This is a genomic window from Methylobacterium sp. D48H (assembly GCF_053345715.1).
In genome coordinates, this window is sequence record NZ_JBKFAP010000037.1 from 13,076 (window position 1) to 30,256 (window position 17,181).

Annotated in this window: 14 protein-coding genes, 1 tRNA gene and 1 rRNA gene; 3 read left to right on the forward strand and 13 right to left on the reverse strand. The window is 72.6% G+C overall.

The window, feature by feature from the left end:
- Positions 1–24: 24 nt before the first annotated feature.
- The 10 genes from ACLBX8_RS29390 to ACLBX8_RS29435 all read right to left on the reverse strand — a co-directional run bounded on the left by ACLBX8_RS29390 (position 25) and on the right by ACLBX8_RS29435 (position 10,235).
- Positions 25–768, reverse strand: a complete 744-nt coding sequence (locus ACLBX8_RS29390) for an ABC transporter ATP-binding protein (RefSeq protein ID WP_091683238.1) — start codon at positions 766–768, stop codon at positions 25–27.
- Entirely contained in the window at positions 761–2,602 is a 1,842-nt protein-coding gene (locus ACLBX8_RS29395; RefSeq protein WP_447716235.1) for a branched-chain amino acid ABC transporter ATP-binding protein/permease, read from the reverse strand. The genes ACLBX8_RS29390 and ACLBX8_RS29395 overlap by 8 nt, the downstream gene beginning before the upstream one ends.
- Positions 2,595–3,428 carry a branched-chain amino acid ABC transporter permease gene (locus ACLBX8_RS29400; protein WP_020096060.1) on the reverse strand — a complete coding sequence of 278 codons (834 nt, stop codon included), beginning with the start codon at positions 3,426–3,428 and terminating at the stop codon, positions 2,595–2,597. Before ACLBX8_RS29400 ends, ACLBX8_RS29395 begins: the two co-directional genes overlap by 8 nt.
- Before the next feature lie 355 nt (positions 3,429–3,783).
- Entirely contained in the window at positions 3,784–4,950 is a 1,167-nt protein-coding gene (locus ACLBX8_RS29405; RefSeq protein WP_447683685.1) for a substrate-binding protein, read from the reverse strand.
- 37 nt (positions 4,951–4,987) lie between these two features.
- On the reverse strand, positions 4,988–5,833 hold the full coding sequence (locus ACLBX8_RS29410; protein ID WP_447716236.1) for a nitrilase family protein: 846 nt from the start codon (positions 5,831–5,833) through the stop codon (positions 4,988–4,990).
- Positions 5,834–6,008: 175 nt separating this feature from the next.
- Complete coding sequence (locus ACLBX8_RS29415) at positions 6,009–6,635, reverse strand: ANTAR domain-containing response regulator (RefSeq protein ID WP_020096063.1); 627 nt, start codon at positions 6,633–6,635, stop codon at positions 6,009–6,011.
- Complete coding sequence (locus ACLBX8_RS29420) at positions 6,632–7,786, reverse strand: transporter substrate-binding domain-containing protein (protein WP_447716237.1); 1,155 nt, start codon at positions 7,784–7,786, stop codon at positions 6,632–6,634. Before ACLBX8_RS29420 ends, ACLBX8_RS29415 begins: the two co-directional genes overlap by 4 nt.
- Before the next feature lie 110 nt (positions 7,787–7,896).
- Complete coding sequence (locus tag ACLBX8_RS29425; protein WP_447716238.1) at positions 7,897–8,391, reverse strand: hypothetical protein; 495 nt, start codon at positions 8,389–8,391, stop codon at positions 7,897–7,899.
- A 10-nt stretch (positions 8,392–8,401) separates the two neighbouring features.
- Complete coding sequence (locus ACLBX8_RS29430; protein ID WP_447716239.1) at positions 8,402–9,556, reverse strand: zinc-dependent alcohol dehydrogenase; 1,155 nt, start codon at positions 9,554–9,556, stop codon at positions 8,402–8,404.
- Positions 9,557–9,656: 100 nt separating this feature from the next.
- On the reverse strand, positions 9,657–10,235 hold the full coding sequence (locus tag ACLBX8_RS29435; protein WP_447716240.1) for a DNA-3-methyladenine glycosylase: 579 nt from the start codon (positions 10,233–10,235) through the stop codon (positions 9,657–9,659).
- A 153-nt stretch (positions 10,236–10,388) separates the two neighbouring features.
- Here ACLBX8_RS29435 and ACLBX8_RS29440 point away from each other — a divergent pair, with 153 nt between their 5' ends.
- Positions 10,389–12,113, forward strand: coding sequence for an adenylate/guanylate cyclase domain-containing protein (locus ACLBX8_RS29440; RefSeq protein WP_447716241.1), 1,725 nt, complete (start codon positions 10,389–10,391; stop codon positions 12,111–12,113).
- Between the two features lie 122 nt (positions 12,114–12,235).
- On the opposite strand, the gene ACLBX8_RS29445 is transcribed toward ACLBX8_RS29440, so the two are convergent.
- Positions 12,236–13,465: an MFS transporter gene (locus tag ACLBX8_RS29445; protein ID WP_447700848.1), complete on the reverse strand. Its 1,230-nt coding sequence runs from the start codon at positions 13,463–13,465 to the stop codon at positions 12,236–12,238.
- Between the two features lie 93 nt (positions 13,466–13,558).
- Here ACLBX8_RS29445 and gcvA point away from each other — a divergent pair, with 93 nt between their 5' ends.
- Both gcvA and ACLBX8_RS29455 read left to right on the forward strand, forming a co-directional pair.
- Complete coding sequence (gene gcvA, locus ACLBX8_RS29450) at positions 13,559–14,446, forward strand: transcriptional regulator GcvA (protein ID WP_447700847.1); 888 nt, start codon at positions 13,559–13,561, stop codon at positions 14,444–14,446.
- 210 nt (positions 14,447–14,656) lie between these two features.
- Positions 14,657–16,801 carry a helicase-related protein gene (locus ACLBX8_RS29455; protein ID WP_447716242.1) on the forward strand — a complete coding sequence of 715 codons (2,145 nt, stop codon included), beginning with the start codon at positions 14,657–14,659 and terminating at the stop codon, positions 16,799–16,801.
- A gap of 67 nt (positions 16,802–16,868) precedes the next feature.
- Here the strand turns inward: ACLBX8_RS29455 and ACLBX8_RS29460 are convergent.
- Positions 16,869–16,945 (reverse strand) — tRNA-Met (locus ACLBX8_RS29460).
- A gap of 110 nt (positions 16,946–17,055) precedes the next feature.
- Positions 17,056–17,171: ribosomal RNA gene (gene rrf, locus ACLBX8_RS29465) — 5S ribosomal RNA — on the reverse strand.
- Positions 17,172–17,181: the final 10 nt, after the last annotated feature.

Here is a 17,181-nt window from a genome sequence, read left to right on the forward strand (position 1 = left end):
GACGGTGGTGGATCCGGGCAGACCTCACACCGCCAGATGATCGATGACGCGTGCCCGCGCGTCCGGCGCCTGGGCGGCCCCGCTGTCGACGATCTCGCCGAGCTTGAGCACCGCGTAGCGGTCGGCGAGCGCCAGCGCGAAGGCGACGTGCTGCTCCACCACCAGCATGGACACGCCCGCGGCCCGCTCGGCCTGGAGCACGCCGCGCAGGCGCTCGACCATGGACGGCTGCACGCCCTCGGAGATCTCGTCGATCAGCAGGAGGCGCGGGCGCAGCATCAGGGCGCGCCCGAGGATCAGCATCTTCTGCTCGCCCCCGGAGAGCGTGCCGGCCCGCTGGGCCAGCCGGTCCTTCAGAAATGGGAAATGGCCGAACAGCCGCTCCAGCGCCTCCGGCAGCATCCGGTCGGAGGGTACCGCGAGGCGCAGGTTGTCGCGGATCGACAGGTCCTGGAACAGGGGCTGCTCCTGCGGCGCGTAGCCGACGCCGAGCGCGTTGAGCTTGGCCGGCGTGAGGCCGGCGAGCGCCTGGCCCCCGACCGTGATGGCGCCGCCGCGCAGGGCCACCATGCCCAGGACGGTCTTGAGCAGCGTGGTCTTGCCCATGCCGTTCTTGCCGAGCAGCGCCACGATCTCCCCCGGCCCGACCGACAGGGACACGTCCTTGACGATGGCGACGGCGCCGTAGCCGCTCGACACCCGGTCGAGGGCGAGGGCGGCCCCCGCCGGCGCGATCTGCCGTGCTGCCCGCCGTGCTGCCTCACCCATGGGCGCCTCCCGAGTAGATGGTCCGGACCAGTTCGGAGCCCACGACTTCCTCGACCGTGCCGTCCAGGACCAGCCGGCCCTGGTGCAGCACCACGATCCGGGACGAGATCTCGCGCACGAAGTCGAGGTCGTGCTCGACCAGCACGGCGGCGATCCGGCCCTCGGCGGTGAGCGCCTTGAGGACGGTCCCGATGGTGGTGCGCTCGGCCTTGGTCAGGCCCGCGGTGGGCTCGTCGAGCAGGATCAGTCGCGGCTCCAGCGCCACCACCATGGCGAGCTCCAGCGCCTGCTTCTGGCCGTGGGACAGGAGGCGCGTCGGCTGCGTCAGCTGGCGGTCGAGGCCGGTCATGCGCAGGACGTCGAGGGCCGGCTGCGGCAGGCCCAGCGTCCCGGCCCGCCCGACCGGGCTCAGGCCGTCGTGGGACGCCCGGGCGAGGCGGAGGCAGTCGGCCACCGACAGGCTCTCGAACACGCTCGCCACCTGGAACTTGCGCCCGACGCCGAGGCCGACGATCCGGTTCGGCGTCAGCCCGGTGATCGGCGTACCGCCGACGGCGATCGCGCCCTTGAACGGCTCGGTGCCGTCGCTGAGGCAGCGCATCAGCGTGGTCTTGCCGGCGCCGTTGGGCCCGACGAGGCTGACGAGCTCGCCCGCCCGGATCTCGAGGTCGATGCCCTCCAGCACCGTCAGGGCGCCGTAGGCCTTGGCGAGGTTCTCGACCTTGAGGATCGGGGTCCCGGTCGCCTCGGTGCCGGTCACCTCCGGCCCGGCCGCCTCGGTCCCGGCCGCCCGCGCGACGAGGCGCGGCGGCGCCGGCTCCCGCCGGCCCACCGGCAGCGCCCGCCAGAGGCGGCCGACGAGGTCGGCGAGGCCGCCCGGCAGCAGGATGATGATGACCACGAAGGCCGACCCCAGGAGGAGCTGCCAGAGGAACGGCAGGTCTCCCGAGAGGTTGGCCGCGAGGTAGTCGATCGCGACGGTGCCGAGCACCGGGCCGAGCAGCGTGCCGCGGCCGCCGAGCGCCACCCAGATGACCAGCTCGGTGCCGAACAGGAAGCCGGCATTCTCGGGCGCGACCACGCCCGAGGCGTTGGCGAACAGGAAGCCCGCGAGCCCCGCCACCGCGGCGAGCGCCGCGGTGAGCCGGATCTGCAGGCGCCGCGGGTTGAGGCCGAGATAGGCGCAGCGCGCCTCGTTGTCCCGGAGCGCCACGAGGGCGCGGCCGGCATCGGCCCGGACCAGGATCCAGGCCGCCAGCGTGACGGCGATCAGGAACAGGGCCGCGAGGCGGAAATAGCCCTCGGTCTCGAAGGGCAGCACGTCGAAGCCGACGAGGCCGCTGCTGGAGCCGGTCCATTCCCCGCCCGCGTAGATGAGCTGCACGACGACGATCGGGACGACGAGCGAGATCACCGAGGCGTAGAGCGGGGTCGAGCGGTGGTAGAAGGACAGCCAGCCGACCGCGAGGCCGAGCAGGGCCGGCGCGACGAGCGCCGCCGCGATGGCCGCGGCGATCCCGAGCGGCGTCGCCCCGTAGGCGGCGAGGATCATCGCGGTGGCGTAGGCGCCGATGCCGAAGAACGCCGCCTGGCCGAAGGTCAGGATCCCCGCGAAGCCCCAGAGCAGGTCCACCGTGACGGCCAGCACCGCGTAGATCATCGAGCGGGTCAGGACGTTGACCGCGAAGGTGTCGAGGACGAGCGGCGCGATCCAGAGGGCCAGCGCCGCCAGGCCCGCGACCACGAAGGGCGCGGCGCGGGACAGGCGGCGTCCGCGGGGCGCCGCGGCGGCGCGCTCGGTGGCGGGCTCGGTGGCGGGCAGGGTCTCAAGCACGGGAGAAACCTTTCGGGCTGATCCGCAGCACGAGGGCGGCGAGCACCGCGACGGCGATGCTGCCCAGGATCGGGCTCACGAAGGTGCTGATCAGGACCTGCGCGGCCCCGAAGACCAGGCAGGCCGCCGCGAGCGCCAGGTACGAGGCGTCGGCGACCATCACCAGCATGAAGGCGCCGATCAGCCAGGAGACGCCCATGTTGGGGTCGACGCTGGTGAGCGGCGTCAGCAGGACGCCGGCGAGGCCCGCGAAGCCGGCGCCGAGCATGAACACGACGAGGCGCACGCGCCCCGTGTCGATGCCGAGGCTGCGCGCCAGGGTCTCGTTCATGATCACCGCCCGGGCCGAGAGGCCGAGCCGGGTCCGCTCGATGGTGAGCGCGAACAGCGTGCCGATCGCCAGCGCGATGCCGAGCGCCACGAGGCGGTAGGCCGAGTAGTCGACGCCGAGGAACGCGACGGTGCCGGCGTAGAGGTTCGGGGTGAGCTGGACGTCCCGGCCGAAGGCCAGGGTGATGAGCTGCCCGACCACGATGCCGAGCCCCCAGGTGGCGAGGATCGCGTCCAGCGGCCGCCGGTAGAGCGGGCGGATGATGAAGTGCTCGGCGAGCCCGCCGAGCGCCGCGCCGACGACGAAGGCGAGCGGCAGGGCGAGCCACGGATTGAGCCCGAGCCGGGCGGTCACCACCGCGCAGTAGGCGCCGACCGTCAGCCACGCCCCGTGGGCGAAGTTGATGATCTTGAGCACGCCGAAGATCGCCAGGAGGCCGATCGCGACGATGAACAGGATCGCCGCCGTGGTCAGGATGTCGAGGGTGAGCAGCATCGGGGATTCCGGGTGCGCGTGTCGTCGCGGGCTGAGGGAGGGATTTGGCGGGTGACGACGGTCCCCTCCCCCTCTGCGGGCTTGCCGAGTCACGTATCGACCACGGCACCGCGGCTTCCGGACCGGGCGCGGGTCCCCTCTCCCGTGCGGGAGAGGGACAGGGTGAGGGGTGCGACCTCTCCGGAGAAGTCTCGTCCAAGACAGCGCGACGACGGCGCTCGATCCTGGAGCGTCTAATCCCTCACCCCAACCCTCTCCCGCACGGGAGAGGGGGCACGTGGCGCTCCGTCATCGACGTCGGCGCGAGACGGGTGGATATCGTCGCCCGCCCGGGCGAGGCCTCGTGCCCCGCCCCTCACTGCAGCTTCGGGCACTGCTCGCCGGGATCGACGTCCTTGAAGGTGCCGGCGACCTTCACGGTGCCGTCCTTCTGGATCTGGCCGAGATACATGGTCAGCGGCGCGTGGTGCTGCTTGCTCATGGTGATCGTGCCCCGCGGCCCGGTGAAGCTCACGGTCGGGAGCGCCTCCAGGACCTTGGCGGTCTCGGTCCCGCCCGCCTTCTCGACGGCGGCCTTGTAGAGGTAGATCGCCTCGTATTCCGGCACCGAGAGGTCGTTCGGCGTGCGCAGCTCCGCGCCGAACTTCTTCTGCATCGCCGCCAGGAACGCCTTGTTCTCCGGGCTGTCGATCCCGGTGACGTAGGAGGCCGAGAGGTAGACGCCCTCGGCGTCCGCGCCCATGCTCTTGGCGGTGCCCTCGTCCAGCGCGAGGTTGGCGAAGGGCATCGACACGCCCGCGCCGCGCAGCTGCTTGGTCAGCGTCACGTTCGGCGCGCCGCCCGCCGTCGAGGTGATCAGCGCGTCGGGCTTGGCCTCCTTCAGCTTGGAGATGATCGCCGTCCAGTCGCTGCCGTCCATCGGCAGGTATTCCTCGCCGACCACCTTGCCGCCGGTCTTCTCGACGTAGCTCTTGGCGAAGCCCAGCATGCCGCGGCCGAAGGCGTAGTCGCTGCCGATCAGGAAGTAGGTCTTGGCGCCCTTCGCCTTGAAGGCGTCCACCACCGGCGGCACCTGCTGCTCCGGCACCCAGGCGTCCACGAACATGTTCTTGTTGCAGGAATGGCCCTCGTAGAACGAGGTGTAGATGTACGGCACCTTCCCCTTGGTGACGGCGGGCAGGCCGGCGTTGCGGGCCGCGCTCGTCTCCATCGAGATCAGGACGTCGACCTTCTTCTGGTAGATCAGGCTGTCGAAGGCCTTCTGGGCGCCGGCCGCCCCCGAGGCGTCGTCGGCCACCTCCAGGACGAGCTTGCGGCCGAGCACGCCGCCCTTGGCGTTGATCTCCTCCACGGCGAGCTCGGCCGACTGCACCACCGAGGGGGCGACGACGCTGTTGGCGCCCGACAGGCCGATCGGGATGCCGATGACGATCGGCTTGCCGTCGGCGGCCTGCGCGGCCGTGGCGGCCTGCGCGGCGGCGAGGGCGAGCGCCGCGGCGGCGACGAGGGACCATTTCACCATGAACGAACTCCTTGGATGACGACGGTGCGAAGCGGGCTCAGCCGTAGATGTCGGCGCGGCGGTCGCGCAGGAGCGAGTTGAACGCGTTGAGGTCCTTGCGCCCGGCCGCGTCGAGGTCGACCAGCGCCGAGACGGTCTCGGTGCGGTCGCGGCTCGCCGGTCCGGCAAGCGGCCAGCCCTTGGGGCCGATGATCAGGCTCTGCCCCTCGAAGGGCTGGCCGCGCTCGATTCCGACCCGGTCGGCGCAGGCGATGAAGATCCCGTTCGAGTGCGCGGCGGCCCGGTGCAGGGTGTTGGCCATGGCAGCCTCGCCCGCGGGCTGGTCGGGCATCGGCACCCAGTTGGTCGGGACGCAGACGATCTCCGCGCCGGCGAGCGCCAGCTGCCGGAAGGTCTCGGGGAACCAGCCGTCGTAGCAGATCGCGACGCCGACCTTCCCGAGCGCGGTGTCGAAGACCGGGAAGCCGAGATCGCCCCTGGCGAAGAACACGTTCTCCTGATCCCAGAGATGCGCCTTGCGGTACGTGCCGATGTAGCCCTCCGGCCCGACGATCACGGCGGCGTTGTAGAGGGTCTCGCCGGCGGATTCGGCGATGCCCGCCACGATGTGCACGCCGAGTTCCGCGGCGAGCGCCGCCCAGGCGCGGGTGGTCGGACCGCCCGGCACGGGCTCGGCCAGCGCGGCGGCCTCCGCGGCGGATTCGAACACGTAGCCGGTGCTCGCGAGTTCCGGCAGCACGATCAGCCGGCCGCCCTCGGCGGCGGCCGCGCGGACGAGGTCCGACGCGCGCGCCATATTCGCGTCGACCGCGCCGAATTCCGGCTCGAACTGGATGCACGACACCCGTATCGGCGGGCGCGCGGGATCGTTCGCCTGGACCATGAGAGCTCCGAAACGCAAAAAGCCCCTGGGCGCGGAGACAGATCATCCGCGAACCAGAGGCTTCAAAGCCGTGATGTCGTGCAGCACTGCTGCTGCGGGGCAACCTTGCCCGGTTAGACTACGATACGCACCCCGAAACAGACCGCAAGACCATAAATGCGGCAGGCTGCTGCGATCAAGTCTTTTCCGCCAACGCGATGCGCAGGCCGAGTCCGCTCATCGCCTCGTGGGCGGAGACCACGCTCTCGGCCACGCTCGCCATCGGCACGCGGGCGGCGGTGGCCCGGTCCCGGAGCATCTTGTAGGCGGCGTCCTCGTCGATCCGGTTCAGGTCCACGAGCAGCCGGACCGCCTTCTCGACGGTGCGGCGGCCCTTCATGGTCTCCTCCAGCCGGTTGATCTTGCTGGTGAGCCGGCCCTCGTAGCCGCGCCGGTAGCGGGCCAGGGCGAACTGGGTGAGCACGCCCCGCGGGTGGAGCGGCTTGTTGAGCACGCCGTGGGCGTTGACGTCCGCGATCGCCTTGAGCGAGGTCGGACTCTCGTAGGCCACGATGGCGATGACCGCCGGCTCGATCGCCTCGATCGACGGCAGCAGGTGCATCACCTGGGCGTCGTCGAGCTGGATGAACAGCGTGTCGATGTCGGCCGGCAGGGCGGCGGGCGGCGGCCACGCCAGGGAGACCGCGCAGCCGAGGCGGCGGAGCTGCTCCAGCAAAGCGGCGGCCTCCTCGTCCCGGGGATGGATGACGAGGGCGCGGGCGCGCCGCAGGTCGTCCAGGATCTTGCGGGCGGGGGCGGTCACGCGGCGAGCCCCTCCTCCAGCCAGTTCGTCTCGAACCGGGACCACGCGAGGTAGGGGTCGGGCCGCACCGGCCGCCGCGCCCGCCAGACGACGTCGAACTGCCCATCCGCGCGGGCGACCCCGATGCCGGGGGTGAGCCAGATGTGGCGCGTCTCGCCGTCGAAGGCGAGTTCGCCCTCCGGCGCCGCGAGGCGCTGCCGCAGGGCCGCCGCGCCGAGGCGCTCGGCGTCGAGGGTGCCGGCCTCCGCGAGCGCCCGGGCGAAGAGGTGGACCTGCGCGTAGGCGGTCTCCGACCACATGCTGGTGGGGCGCTCAGGCCCGAACCGGGCCTGGAAGGCGGCGACGAAGCGCCGGTTCTCCTCGCCGGCGAGAGCCCCGAAATACGGCGCCGCGAGGACGTGGCCGGTGCAGTGCTCGGGGCCGATCGCGCGGATCTGGCCCTCCGCCAGGGTGAGGCTGGCGATCGGGCAGCGGGCGCGGTCGATGCCGGATTCGGCGTAGGCGCGGTAGAGCCGCTCGGCGCCGCGCCCGACCACCGTGGAGAAGACCGCGTCCGGAGCGGCGTCGCGGATCGCCGCGATCATGGCGGCGTGGGCCGCGTCGTCCGCGTCGAGGGCCGCGTACAGCTCGCCCACGATGGTCCCGCCCTTCGCCTCGATCAGGTCGCGCATGACCCGGTTCGATTCCCGCGGGTAGATGTAGTCGGAGCCGATCAGGAAGATCCGCGGCCCGTGCTCCTGCATCAGGTAGTCGGCCAGTGCGAAGACGTTCTGGTTGAGGGTCGCGCCGGTGTAGATGATGTTCTCCGAGTACTCGAAGCCCTCGTAGATCGACGGGTACCAGAGCAGGCCGTTGTGCCGCTCGACGGTGGACATGACCGACTTCCGGCTCGCCGAGAGCGAGCAGCCGAACACCACCTCGACCCCGTCCTCGGCGAGCATCCGCCGGGCCAGGGTGCGGTAGGCGTCGGTGTCGCCGGCGGGGTCGTAGCAGACGGGCTCGATCGGGCGCCCGAGCACGCCGCCGGCCCGGTTGATCTCCTCGATCGCCAGGGCGGTGCCGAGGAAGTGCTCGGTCTCGGTGATGCCGCTCACCCCGCTGCGGGAGAACAGGACACCGACCCGCCACGTCGCTTCATCCTTGGCCGCCATGGTCCCCCCGGGCTCGCCGCAGGCACCCGGAGGGCTGCGCGCCCCGCTGTCCTAGCCGAGGGAGGACCCGCCGCGAAAGCCGTTCCCCGCGCCGTCGTCCGGGGGCAGCCCTAGCGCCGCTCCGCGCGGGCGAGACGCGAGACCAGGATCCCGAGCCCGATCGCCGCGCCGGTCAGCGCCAGCTTCGCCGCCAGCCCGGACCGGTTGTGGGCCAGCTCGGCCCGGGCGCCCATCTCGGCCGGGACGTTGGGGACGCGGCCCCGCGCGAGGTCGTCGACCACGCCCTCAACCACGTTCACCCGGTCGGCGGCCATCAGCATCAGCCAGTGCGCCCACTGGGACTCGCTGTAGCGGAACGCCTGCCGGCGGATGACGCCGCTCACGCCGCGCGGCGGCGTCGCCGTGCCGACCACCGCCGGCCGGGCGTTGTACTCGATCGAGGTGAGGACCTCGACGCGCGCCCGCTGCTGCGGCGGCCGCGTCCAGTTCATGCCCCGGCTGTCGTCGCGCGCGATGTCGCGCATCGGGTAGGTCGGATCGTTCTGCGGATCCGCGTCGACGCCCCAGCCCGGGACCGTCGACGGATCGATCGGACGGTTTCTCATAGCCCCCTCCTCACGCGCGTGCCGTCGGGGGGAACAGGACCGGCTTGATGCAGCCGTCGAGCTTGGCCGAGAAGAGGTGGTAGGCATCCGCGGCCTCCTCGAGGGGCACCTTGTGGGTGATCAGTTCCTTGGGGTTCAGGCGGCCCGCCTCGATATGGGCGATCAGCTTCGGCAGCAGGCGCTTCACCGAGGCCTGGTTGGCCCGGATGGTGATGCCCTTGTTCAGGACGTTGCCGATCGGGATCAGGTTGCCGGTCGGCCCGTAGACCCCGACGATCGAGACGATCCCGCCCTTCTTGACCGAGTTGATCGCCCAGTGGAGCGCCACCGCCGAGCCGCCCTCGAGCTTCAGCTTGGTCCCCATCAGGGTGTGCAGGGCGCTCCCCGCCGCGTCGCCGCCGACCGCGTCGATGCAGACGTCGGCCCCGAGGGAATCGGTGGTCTTCTTCAGGAAGACCACGGGATCCCCGATCGAGCGGAAATTGTAGACCTCGGCGGGACAGTACCGCCGCGCGAAGTCGAGCCGGTACTCGACGTGGTCGATGACGATCACCCGCCCGGCCCCGAACAGCCACGCGCAGCGCGCCGCCATGATGCCGACCGGTCCGGCGCCGAAGACCACGACTGTGTCGCCGCGCTGGATCCCGCCCATCTCGGCCGCCTGATAGCCGGTCGGCACGACGTCGGTGAGCAGCACCGCGTCGTCGAGGTCCATCGTCTCGGGGATCTTGCAGGGGCCGACATCGGCGTAGGGCACCCGGACGTACTCGGCCTGGCCGCCGTCGTAGCCGCCGGCGGTGTGCGAGTATCCGTAGATGCCGCCGACCGCGGTCGCCTGCGCGTTCGCCTCGTGGCAGTTCCCGAACAGCCCCTGCTTGCAGAAGTGACAGCGGCCGCAGGCGATGTTGAACGGGACCAGCACGTGGTCGCCGACGGCGAGATTGCGCACGCCGGAGCCGACTTCCTCAACAACGCCCGTGAATTCGTGGCCGAACGTCGTGCCGACGCGCGTATCCGGCACCATTCCATGGTACAGGTGAAGATCAGATCCGCAGACGCAGGTTCGCGTAACTCGGATGACCGCATCCTCAACATGCTCGCACACGGGGATCGGCTTGCGATCGACGCGCACGCGGTACGGCCCGCGGTAGTTCATCGCCAGCATGCTGGGGCTCCCTCGTCCACGACCGGGGAACCGCAGGCGGATGCCCAAGTTCCCGGCAGCCGCGGCGGGGCGCGAGGTGACGCGCGGTGGGCGGCCGCCCTCACCCGGCGGCCGGCCCTGCCTTCCGCGCCGGGCGGCTCACGAACCGGGAGCCGGCGAGCAGGAAGCGCCAGGGCGTCTCGGCGCCGCGGGTGATGCCGATGCGCCGGTCGCTGACCACGTCGACGCCCCTGGAATCGCCCGCGGCGCGCGGCTCGAACCGGAACGGCGCCCGCGCGAGGGGTGCTCCGTCGAGCGCGTCGGTGACGCCGAGGGCCTGGCAGAGGCGGCCGGGGCCGGCGCAGAGGAGGCGCGGATCCTCCAGGCCGCGGCGCGCCCGCATGGCGGGAAGCCCCTCGGTCGGCGCGAGGGCCCGGAGCAGCACGGCGCTGCCGGGCTCGCAGACGAGGTTCAGGCACCAGTGCATCCCGTAGGACCGGTACACGTAGGCGTGGGCCGGCGGGCCGAACATGCTGGCGTTGCGCCGGGTCGGGCCGCGGAAGCTGTGGGAGGCCGGATCGGTGCTGTCGTAGGCCTCGGTCTCGACGATGATCCCGCCGGCCGCGCCGACGAACAGGCGGGCGCCGATCAGGTCGGAGGCCACCGCGGCGGCGCTGCGGGCGAAGAAGGTGTCCAGCATCGGGGCTCCGGCGCGGGCGGCCCCGCGCGATCCGCGTCGCCGGGATCCGGCGAAACGCGGGCGATTAGAAATAAATCGGACGCAACGGAAGTCTTGCTGGTACGAGGGGCCCGTGAATGGCGGGCCCAGAACCGATCCCCTCGGACCTCCAGCATGGTGCGCACAGCCTCGATCGCGACGCTCCGGTCCGCCGAGTCGGGCGCGCAACCCCGGTCGGCCCCGCGCGCCGCGCGCCTGCGCCTGAACCTGCGGCGCCTCCGGCTGGCCAGCGGCCTGATCCTGTTCGGCTACGTGCTGACCCACCTGCTGAACCACGCCCTGGGCAACGTCTCCCTCGACGCCATGGAGGACGGCCTCGACCTCGTCACGGCCGTCTGGCTCAACCCCGTCGGCCTGACGCTGCTCTACGGCGCCCTGGTGGTCCACCTGCTGCTCGGGCTCCAGGCCCTCTACGCGGCCCGCTTCTTCCACTGGCGGCCGTCCGAGACCCTGCAGCTGGTCTCGGGCCTGCTGATCCCGCCGCTGCTCATCAGCCACATCGTCGGGACCCGGGTCTCCTTCGTCACCGAGGGGCTCGACAAGGGCTACGCGCAGGAACTCTACGCCTTCTGGATCGCCTCGCCGATCCTCGGCCTGATGCAGGTCACGGTCCTGGTCGTCGCCTGGATCCACGGCTGCATGGGCCTGTATTTCTGGCTGCGGCTGAAGCCCGGCTTCGACCGCATGGCGCCCTGGCTGCTGGCGCTCGCGGTGCTGGTGCCGGTCCTGTCGCTGCTGGGCTTCGCGCAGGGCGGCCGGATGGTCATGACCCTGGCGCAGGATCCGGCGTGGCGCGCGGCGGCGCTCCAGCCGGTCCATGTCGGGCTGCCCGACCAGGTGGCGCGGCTCGCCGCCGTCCGGGACGGGCTGCTCGGGACCTACGCGGGCCTCGTGGCGGCGGTGATCGCGGCCCGCGGCGCGCGGACGCTCGCCGAGATCAAGCGCGGCACGATCCGGCTCAGCTACCCGGACGGACGGGTGGTGCGGGTACCCCGCGGCACGAGCGTGCTGGAGGCGAGCCGGCGCAACCGGATCCCCCACGCCAGCGTCTGCGGCGGCCGCGGCCGGTGCTCGACCTGCCGGATCCGGGTGACGGACGGCAGCGACGGGGCGCCGGCGCCCGGCCGCACCGAGCGGGCGGTGCTGGAGCGCATCGCGGCCGGCCCGGGGGTGCGCCTCGCCTGCCAGTTCCGGCCCGAGACCGACATGGCCGTGGTGCCGCTGCTGCCGCCGCAGCCGCGGATGCGCCAGGCCGACCTGCTCGACCGGGCGCAGTCGGGCGAGGAGCGCTTCATCGTGGCGATGTTCGTCGACCTGCGCGGCTCGACGCGGCTCGCCGAGGAGCGCCTGCCCTACGACACGGTGTTCATCATCAACCGCTTCCTCGGCGCGGTCGGCGACGCCGTGCGCGAGGCCGGCGGCTCGACCAACCAGTTCCTCGGCGACGGCCTGCTGGCCCTGTTCGGCCTGGAGACGGAGGCCGAGGCGGCCGCCCGGGAGGCCCTGAAGGCGATCGACCTCATCGCCGAGTCGGTCGACACGCTGAACGGGCTCCTGGCGGCCGACCTGGAGCACACCCTCCGGTACGGGATCGGCGTACATGCCGGCCCGGCGATCGTCGGCGAGATGGGCGACGCCACCGACGCCCGGTTCACGGCGCTCGGCGACACCGTCAACGTCGCGGCCCGGCTCCAGGGCCTGACCAAGGTCCTCGGCTGCGTGGCGGTGGTGTCGGAGGCGGTCTACGCGGCGGCCCGCATGGCGCCGGCGGAGATCCGGGACGTGGCGGTGGACGGCCGGTCCGAGGCCGTCCGGGTCAGCACCCTCGGAAACGCCTGACGCGAACGTCTTTGCGAGCGGAGCGAAGCAATCCAGAGTGGCACCGCGGTTCTCGGCGTCGCGCATCCCCGGGTCGCTTCGCTGCGCGCGCAATGACGGGTGATCCGAGCGGACGGCGTGCCTCAGGCCCGCTGCCGGTGCGCCGCCCCGAGGCGCGGCGCCAGGGCCAGCATCAGCGGCACCACGGCGAGCGCCGTCCCGGCCGCCGCCACGGCCGCCCAGTGCGGGCCGGCCGCGTCGCCGAGCCGGCCGTAGAGCAGCGGTGCCGCCAGCGCGCTGCCGCCGAGCGTCCAGGTGTAGAACACCGCGAAGGCCCGCTCGACCCGGCCGCCGGGCGCCAGCTCCGGGACGGTCCCGTAGAGGACCGACGAGGTGCCGTTCAGCATCACGCCGAGCAGCGGCAGCAGGATCAGCCCGGGAGCCAGCGGCAGCACGATCACCGCCAGGATCGCCAGTGCCGTCCCGGTCTCGGTGAGGATCACGGTCCGGGTCACGCCGAGGCGTTCCCCGAGGCGCCCGCAGACCGCCTTGCCGAGCGCGCCGCCGACGAAGACCAGCGACAGGGCGAAGCCCACCGTGGTCAGCGCCGCGCCCTTTTCCTGCAGCAGGAACGGCAGGTAGAGCAGGAAGGCCGGCCGCGCGGCGTTGTCGAGCATGCCGATGGCGACGAGCAGCCGGAAGCCCGTGCCGCTCCCCGACCCGGTCGCGGACGGATGGGGCGCCGGACGCGCAGCGGCGCCGCCGCTGCGTGACGCCGGCTCACGCGGCAGCAGGCGCGCGACCGCGAGCGCGACCACGATCCCGGCGCCGGCGATCACCCAGAGCGCGTGCCGCCAGCCCGTCAGGGTCAGCAGCAGGCCGACCAGGGGCGGGACCGCCGCCTTCCCGAGATCGCCGGTGAAATTGTAGGTGCCGAGCGGCCCGCGGGCGCCGGGCCCGTAGGCCCGGGCGATCACCGCCGAGGCCAGGGGATGCTGGGTGCTGCTGCCCGCGCCGCCGAGCAGGAGCCCGATCCCGAGCCCGAGGAGGCCGCCCGAAGCCCCGGCGATCGCGTAGCCGGCCGCGCTGAGCACGGTGCCGAGCACCAGCACGGTCCGGACGCCCCAGGCCTGGGCGAGGCGGCTCGCCGGCATCTGCAGCGCCGCCAGAGCCCCGTTGTAGAGCGAGCGCAGGAACGCCAGGGCGACGTAGTCGAGGCCGAACTCCGCCTGCCAGACCGGCAGCAGCACGTAGATCAGGTCCGTGTAGCCGTCGTGCAGGGCGTGGTTCGCGCCGGTGGCCACCAGCGTGCGCCGGGCGTCCGACAGGGACATGGGTTCGGGAGACGCGGTCAGATCGGACGCGGCGGACATCCAGCCATCCTTCGTGGTGCGACGCCAGGATGGCGCCCTGGCCCGGAGCTGACAAACGACTTAAGCTGACGCTCGCGTGAGGAAACCTGACCCGTGCACCGCCGCCTGCCGCCGCTCAACGCCGTGAAAGCCTTCGAGGCGGCCGCGCGGCACGAGAGCTTCACCCGCGCCGCGCACGAGCTGCGGGTCACCCACGGGGCGGTCAGCCGGCACGTCCAGATGCTGGAGGGCTGGCTCGGGCTGCCGCTGTTCGAGCGCCACAACCGGCGCGTGGTCCTGACCGAGGCCGGCACGGCCTACGCCACCGAGATCGGCGCCGCCCTCGACCGGATCGCCCTGGCCACCGCCCGTCAGGCCGAGCGCGGCCGGCCGCGCCTGCTGCACGTGAACGCGCTCGCCACCTTCACCCTGCGCTGGCTGATCCCGCGCCTGTCGGGTTTCCAGCGGGCCAACCCGTCGATCGAGGTGCGGCTGACCACCTCGAACGTGCCCCTCGCCAGCCTGGCGGAGCCGTTCGACGTGGCGATCCGGGGCGGACCGGACAGCCGGCCGGGCCACCGCGCGGAGCCGTTCCTGTCCGAGCGGCGCATCCCGGTCTGCAGCCCGGACCTGCTGCGCCGGCTGCCGCTCCGGGTGCCGGAGGATCTCCGGCAGCACACGCTGCTGCACGCCGCGACGCTGCCGCGGGTCTGGCCCGACTGGCTGCGCGCGGCGGGCGTCCCGGATCTGGCGCCGCGGGCCACGGTGACGCTGGAGCATTTCTACCTGACCCTCCAGGCCGCCCTCGACGGGCTCGGCGTCGCCATGGGGCCCGAGCGGCTGATCGCCGACGACGTCGCGGCCGGCCGCCTGACCCTGCCATTCCCGGGCCCGGCCCTGCCCGCGCGGAGCTACTACACCTACATCCCCGAGCCGCGAGCGGAGGATCCGGCGGTCCGGGCCTTCTGCGGCTGGCTCGCCGAGGCGGCGCGGCATCCGTAACGCTCCGTCATCGCGAGCGCAGCGAAGCGACCCAGGGCGGCGCGCCTTCCGTCCGGATGGCACCGACTGGATTGCTTCACTGCGCCCGCAAAGACGGCGGAGGCGCGCATCAGGGATGGCGTGCCGCCTCCGCCCGGCGCATGGATCGGATCCGGAACGCCCCCGACCGCGTCGGGGTTGGCGTCAGACGCTTCTGCCGAAGGTGACCGCATGGCGCGCAAGCGTCTCCGCCCGACGATCGAGAGCCTGATCGAGTCCCTGGGGCGGCTCGGCGTCGCCCCGGAGGCGGTCGACCTCGACCGGCTGCTCGCCCAGCTCGACCTGCCCGATTACGGCGCCGAGGTCGACGACGACCGCGTCGCCCGGGCGCTCCGGGAGATGCGGGCCGCCCGGGCCTTCGCGGAGACCGGCGTCCCGGCGATCCGGAAGGCGATCCCCAATCTCCGGGCCGTGGTCACCAAGGACCACCGCATCACTTGGCTGATCCGGACCGAGATCCCGCTCCTCGACAACGGCCGCCTGGACCTGCGCCTCGACGTGGCCCCCGAGCCGGAGGCGGCCGAGATCCTCGCCCGCATGGTCGCCCGGAACGACCCGACGCACCGCCTGGAGGCCCTGCGCGACGCCGTGGCGCGCACGGCCCTCCAGGCGACCCGCGCCCTGCACAAGCCGGTCGACCGGCTGCGGGCGCAGCTCCTCGTCGACCTGCGCGAGGTCGGGGCGGACGCCGCCGCCTACATCGCCCACATGGACCGCTCGCTCCGGTCCCGGGTCTTCACGTACGGCCCGAAGCTGGCCCGCGGCCTCAACGACACGCTCACCCCCGTCCGCCGCCACGCCAAGGCGGTGGCGCGCGAGGGCTCGCGCCTGCGGCGTCTGCGCGATCAGGTCGGCTTCGGCGCCTATATCGAGCGGTTCACCGCCGCCCGGCGCCTCGACCGGAAGATCGTGTTCCACATGGGGCCGACCAATTCCGGCAAGACCTACGCGGCGCTGCAGCACCTGACGGCGGCCGAGACCGGGGCCTACCTCGCGCCGCTCCGGCTGCTGGCGCTGGAGAACTACGAGACCCTGCGCGAGCGGGGCCTGCGCGCGGGCATGATCACCGGCGAGGAGGTGCTGGGCGAGGCCGACCCGACCCACACCGCCCGCACCATCGAGACCGCCGACCTCACCCGGCCGATCGACGTGGCGGTGATCGACGAGATCCAGATGCTGTCGGACCCCGACCGCGGCTGGGCCTGGACCAACGCGCTGTTCGGCGTCGCGGCGCGGACCGTGATCGTCTGCGGCTCCGACGACGCCCTGTCGTATGTCCGCCGCGCCGCCGAGGCCGCCGACGAGTCCCTGGAGGTGATCCCCTTCACCCGCAAGTCGCCGCTCCTGCTGCTGGAGGAGCCGGTGCCGCTGGAGAAGGTCGAGGCCGGGGACGCGGTCGTCGCCTTCTCGCGCCGGGCCGTGCACGAGAACCGCGAGGTCCTCGTCGCCCGCGGCCACCGGGTGGCGACGATCTACGGCGCCCTGTCGCCGGAGGTCCGCCGGGCCGAGGCCGCGCGCTTCCGCTCCGGCGAGGCCAACGTGCTGGTGACCACCGACGCGATCGGCATGGGGCTGAACCTCGGCCCGCTGAAGCGGATCGTGTTCTCGGCGGTGCGCAAGTGGGACGGGACCGCCGAGCGGGCGCTGACCCATTCCGAGATCCGGCAGATCGCCGGCCGGGCCGGCCGCTACGGCCACCAGGATGTCGGCTACGTGGCGGCGACCGACCCGTACGCCGCCGAGCCGATCCGCACCGCCCTCTCGGGTGCCCCGACGGCGCCGGCGGCCGACACGCGCTTCTACGTCCGCCCGGATCTCGGGGCGATCCGCTCGGTGGCCGAGGAGATGCGCACCCACAGCCTGCACGAGGTGCTGACCCACTTCGCCCGGGCGACCTTCTACGCGGGCTCGCCGTTCCAGCCCTCGGCCCTGGAGGAGGTGCTGGAGGTGGCCCGGATCGTCGACCGGGCGCGGCTGCCGATCGAGGAGAAGTTCGCCTTCTCGGTCTGCCCGATCGACCGGCGCGACGAGATCGCCATGGGGCTGCTGGAGCGCTGGTGCCAGGCGCGCGCCGCCGGCCTCACGGTCCCGGCTCTGCGCGGCAACCTCTCGGGCGCGCTCGACTACCAGGAGCGGACCGTGAAGCTCGCCAGCGCCTATCTGTGGCTGTCGCGGCGCTTCCCCGAGACCTTCGACGACGTGGACGCCATCCGCCACATGCGCGGCCGGGCCAACGACGCCATCGAGCATCACCTGCGCGAGACCGCGACCCGCAAGGCCGAGCGGCGCAGCCGGCGACCTGTCGGGGCGCGGTGAGACGCGGCATCGGGCCCTGAAAAAAGCCCGCTGCGCGTTCGGCGCAGCGGGCTTTGTCAGATGACGTTGGTTGCGGGGACAGGATTTGAACCTGTGACCTTCAGGTTATGAGCCTGACGAGCTACCGGGCTGCTCCACCCCGCGCCAAGTGTGTGCGGCTGGTCCGGGTGCGCCGGCTCTGGCGAGCGTGCGCCGTGTCCGGGGGCCGGATCGGTGTTCGTGCTGAGGGAAGGTGTGTGTATTGCGATGGGCGGGTCTGGCGGCGACCGACTCTCCCGTGTCTTGAGACACAGTACCATAGGCGCTGGCGTGTTTAACGGCCGAGTTCGAGATGGGATCGGGTTCTGGGCACGCCGCTCAGGCCACCAGACCGGCGCATC

What these genes read in the sequence shown, in the direction of transcription:
- ACLBX8_RS29420 (WP_447716237.1), bottom strand. Translation starts at nt 7,786, where the DNA reads ATGGCGGCCAAGGATGAAGCGACGTGGCGGGTCGGTGTCCTGTTCTCC.
- ACLBX8_RS29430 (WP_447716239.1), bottom strand. Translation starts at nt 9,556, where the DNA reads ATGCTGGCGATGAACTACCGCGGGCCGTACCGCGTGCGCGTCGATCGC.
- ACLBX8_RS29435 (WP_447716240.1), bottom strand. Translation starts at nt 10,235, where the DNA reads ATGCTGGACACCTTCTTCGCCCGCAGCGCCGCCGCGGTGGCCTCCGAC.
- ACLBX8_RS29455 (WP_447716242.1), top strand. Translation starts at nt 14,657, where the DNA reads ATGGCGCGCAAGCGTCTCCGCCCGACGATCGAGAGCCTGATCGAGTCC.
- ACLBX8_RS29405 (WP_447683685.1), bottom strand. Translation starts at nt 4,950, where the DNA reads ATGGTGAAATGGTCCCTCGTCGCCGCCGCGGCGCTCGCCCTCGCCGCC.
- ACLBX8_RS29390 (WP_091683238.1), bottom strand. Translation starts at nt 768, where the DNA reads ATGGGTGAGGCAGCACGGCGGGCAGCACGGCAGATCGCGCCGGCGGGG.
- ACLBX8_RS29425 (WP_447716238.1), bottom strand. Translation starts at nt 8,391, where the DNA reads ATGAGAAACCGTCCGATCGATCCGTCGACGGTCCCGGGCTGGGGCGTC.
- ACLBX8_RS29445 (WP_447700848.1), bottom strand. Translation starts at nt 13,465, where the DNA reads ATGTCCGCCGCGTCCGATCTGACCGCGTCTCCCGAACCCATGTCCCTG.
- ACLBX8_RS29440 (WP_447716241.1), top strand. Translation starts at nt 10,389, where the DNA reads ATGGTGCGCACAGCCTCGATCGCGACGCTCCGGTCCGCCGAGTCGGGC.
- ACLBX8_RS29400 (WP_020096060.1), bottom strand. Translation starts at nt 3,428, where the DNA reads ATGCTGCTCACCCTCGACATCCTGACCACGGCGGCGATCCTGTTCATC.
- ACLBX8_RS29410 (WP_447716236.1), bottom strand. Translation starts at nt 5,833, where the DNA reads ATGGTCCAGGCGAACGATCCCGCGCGCCCGCCGATACGGGTGTCGTGC.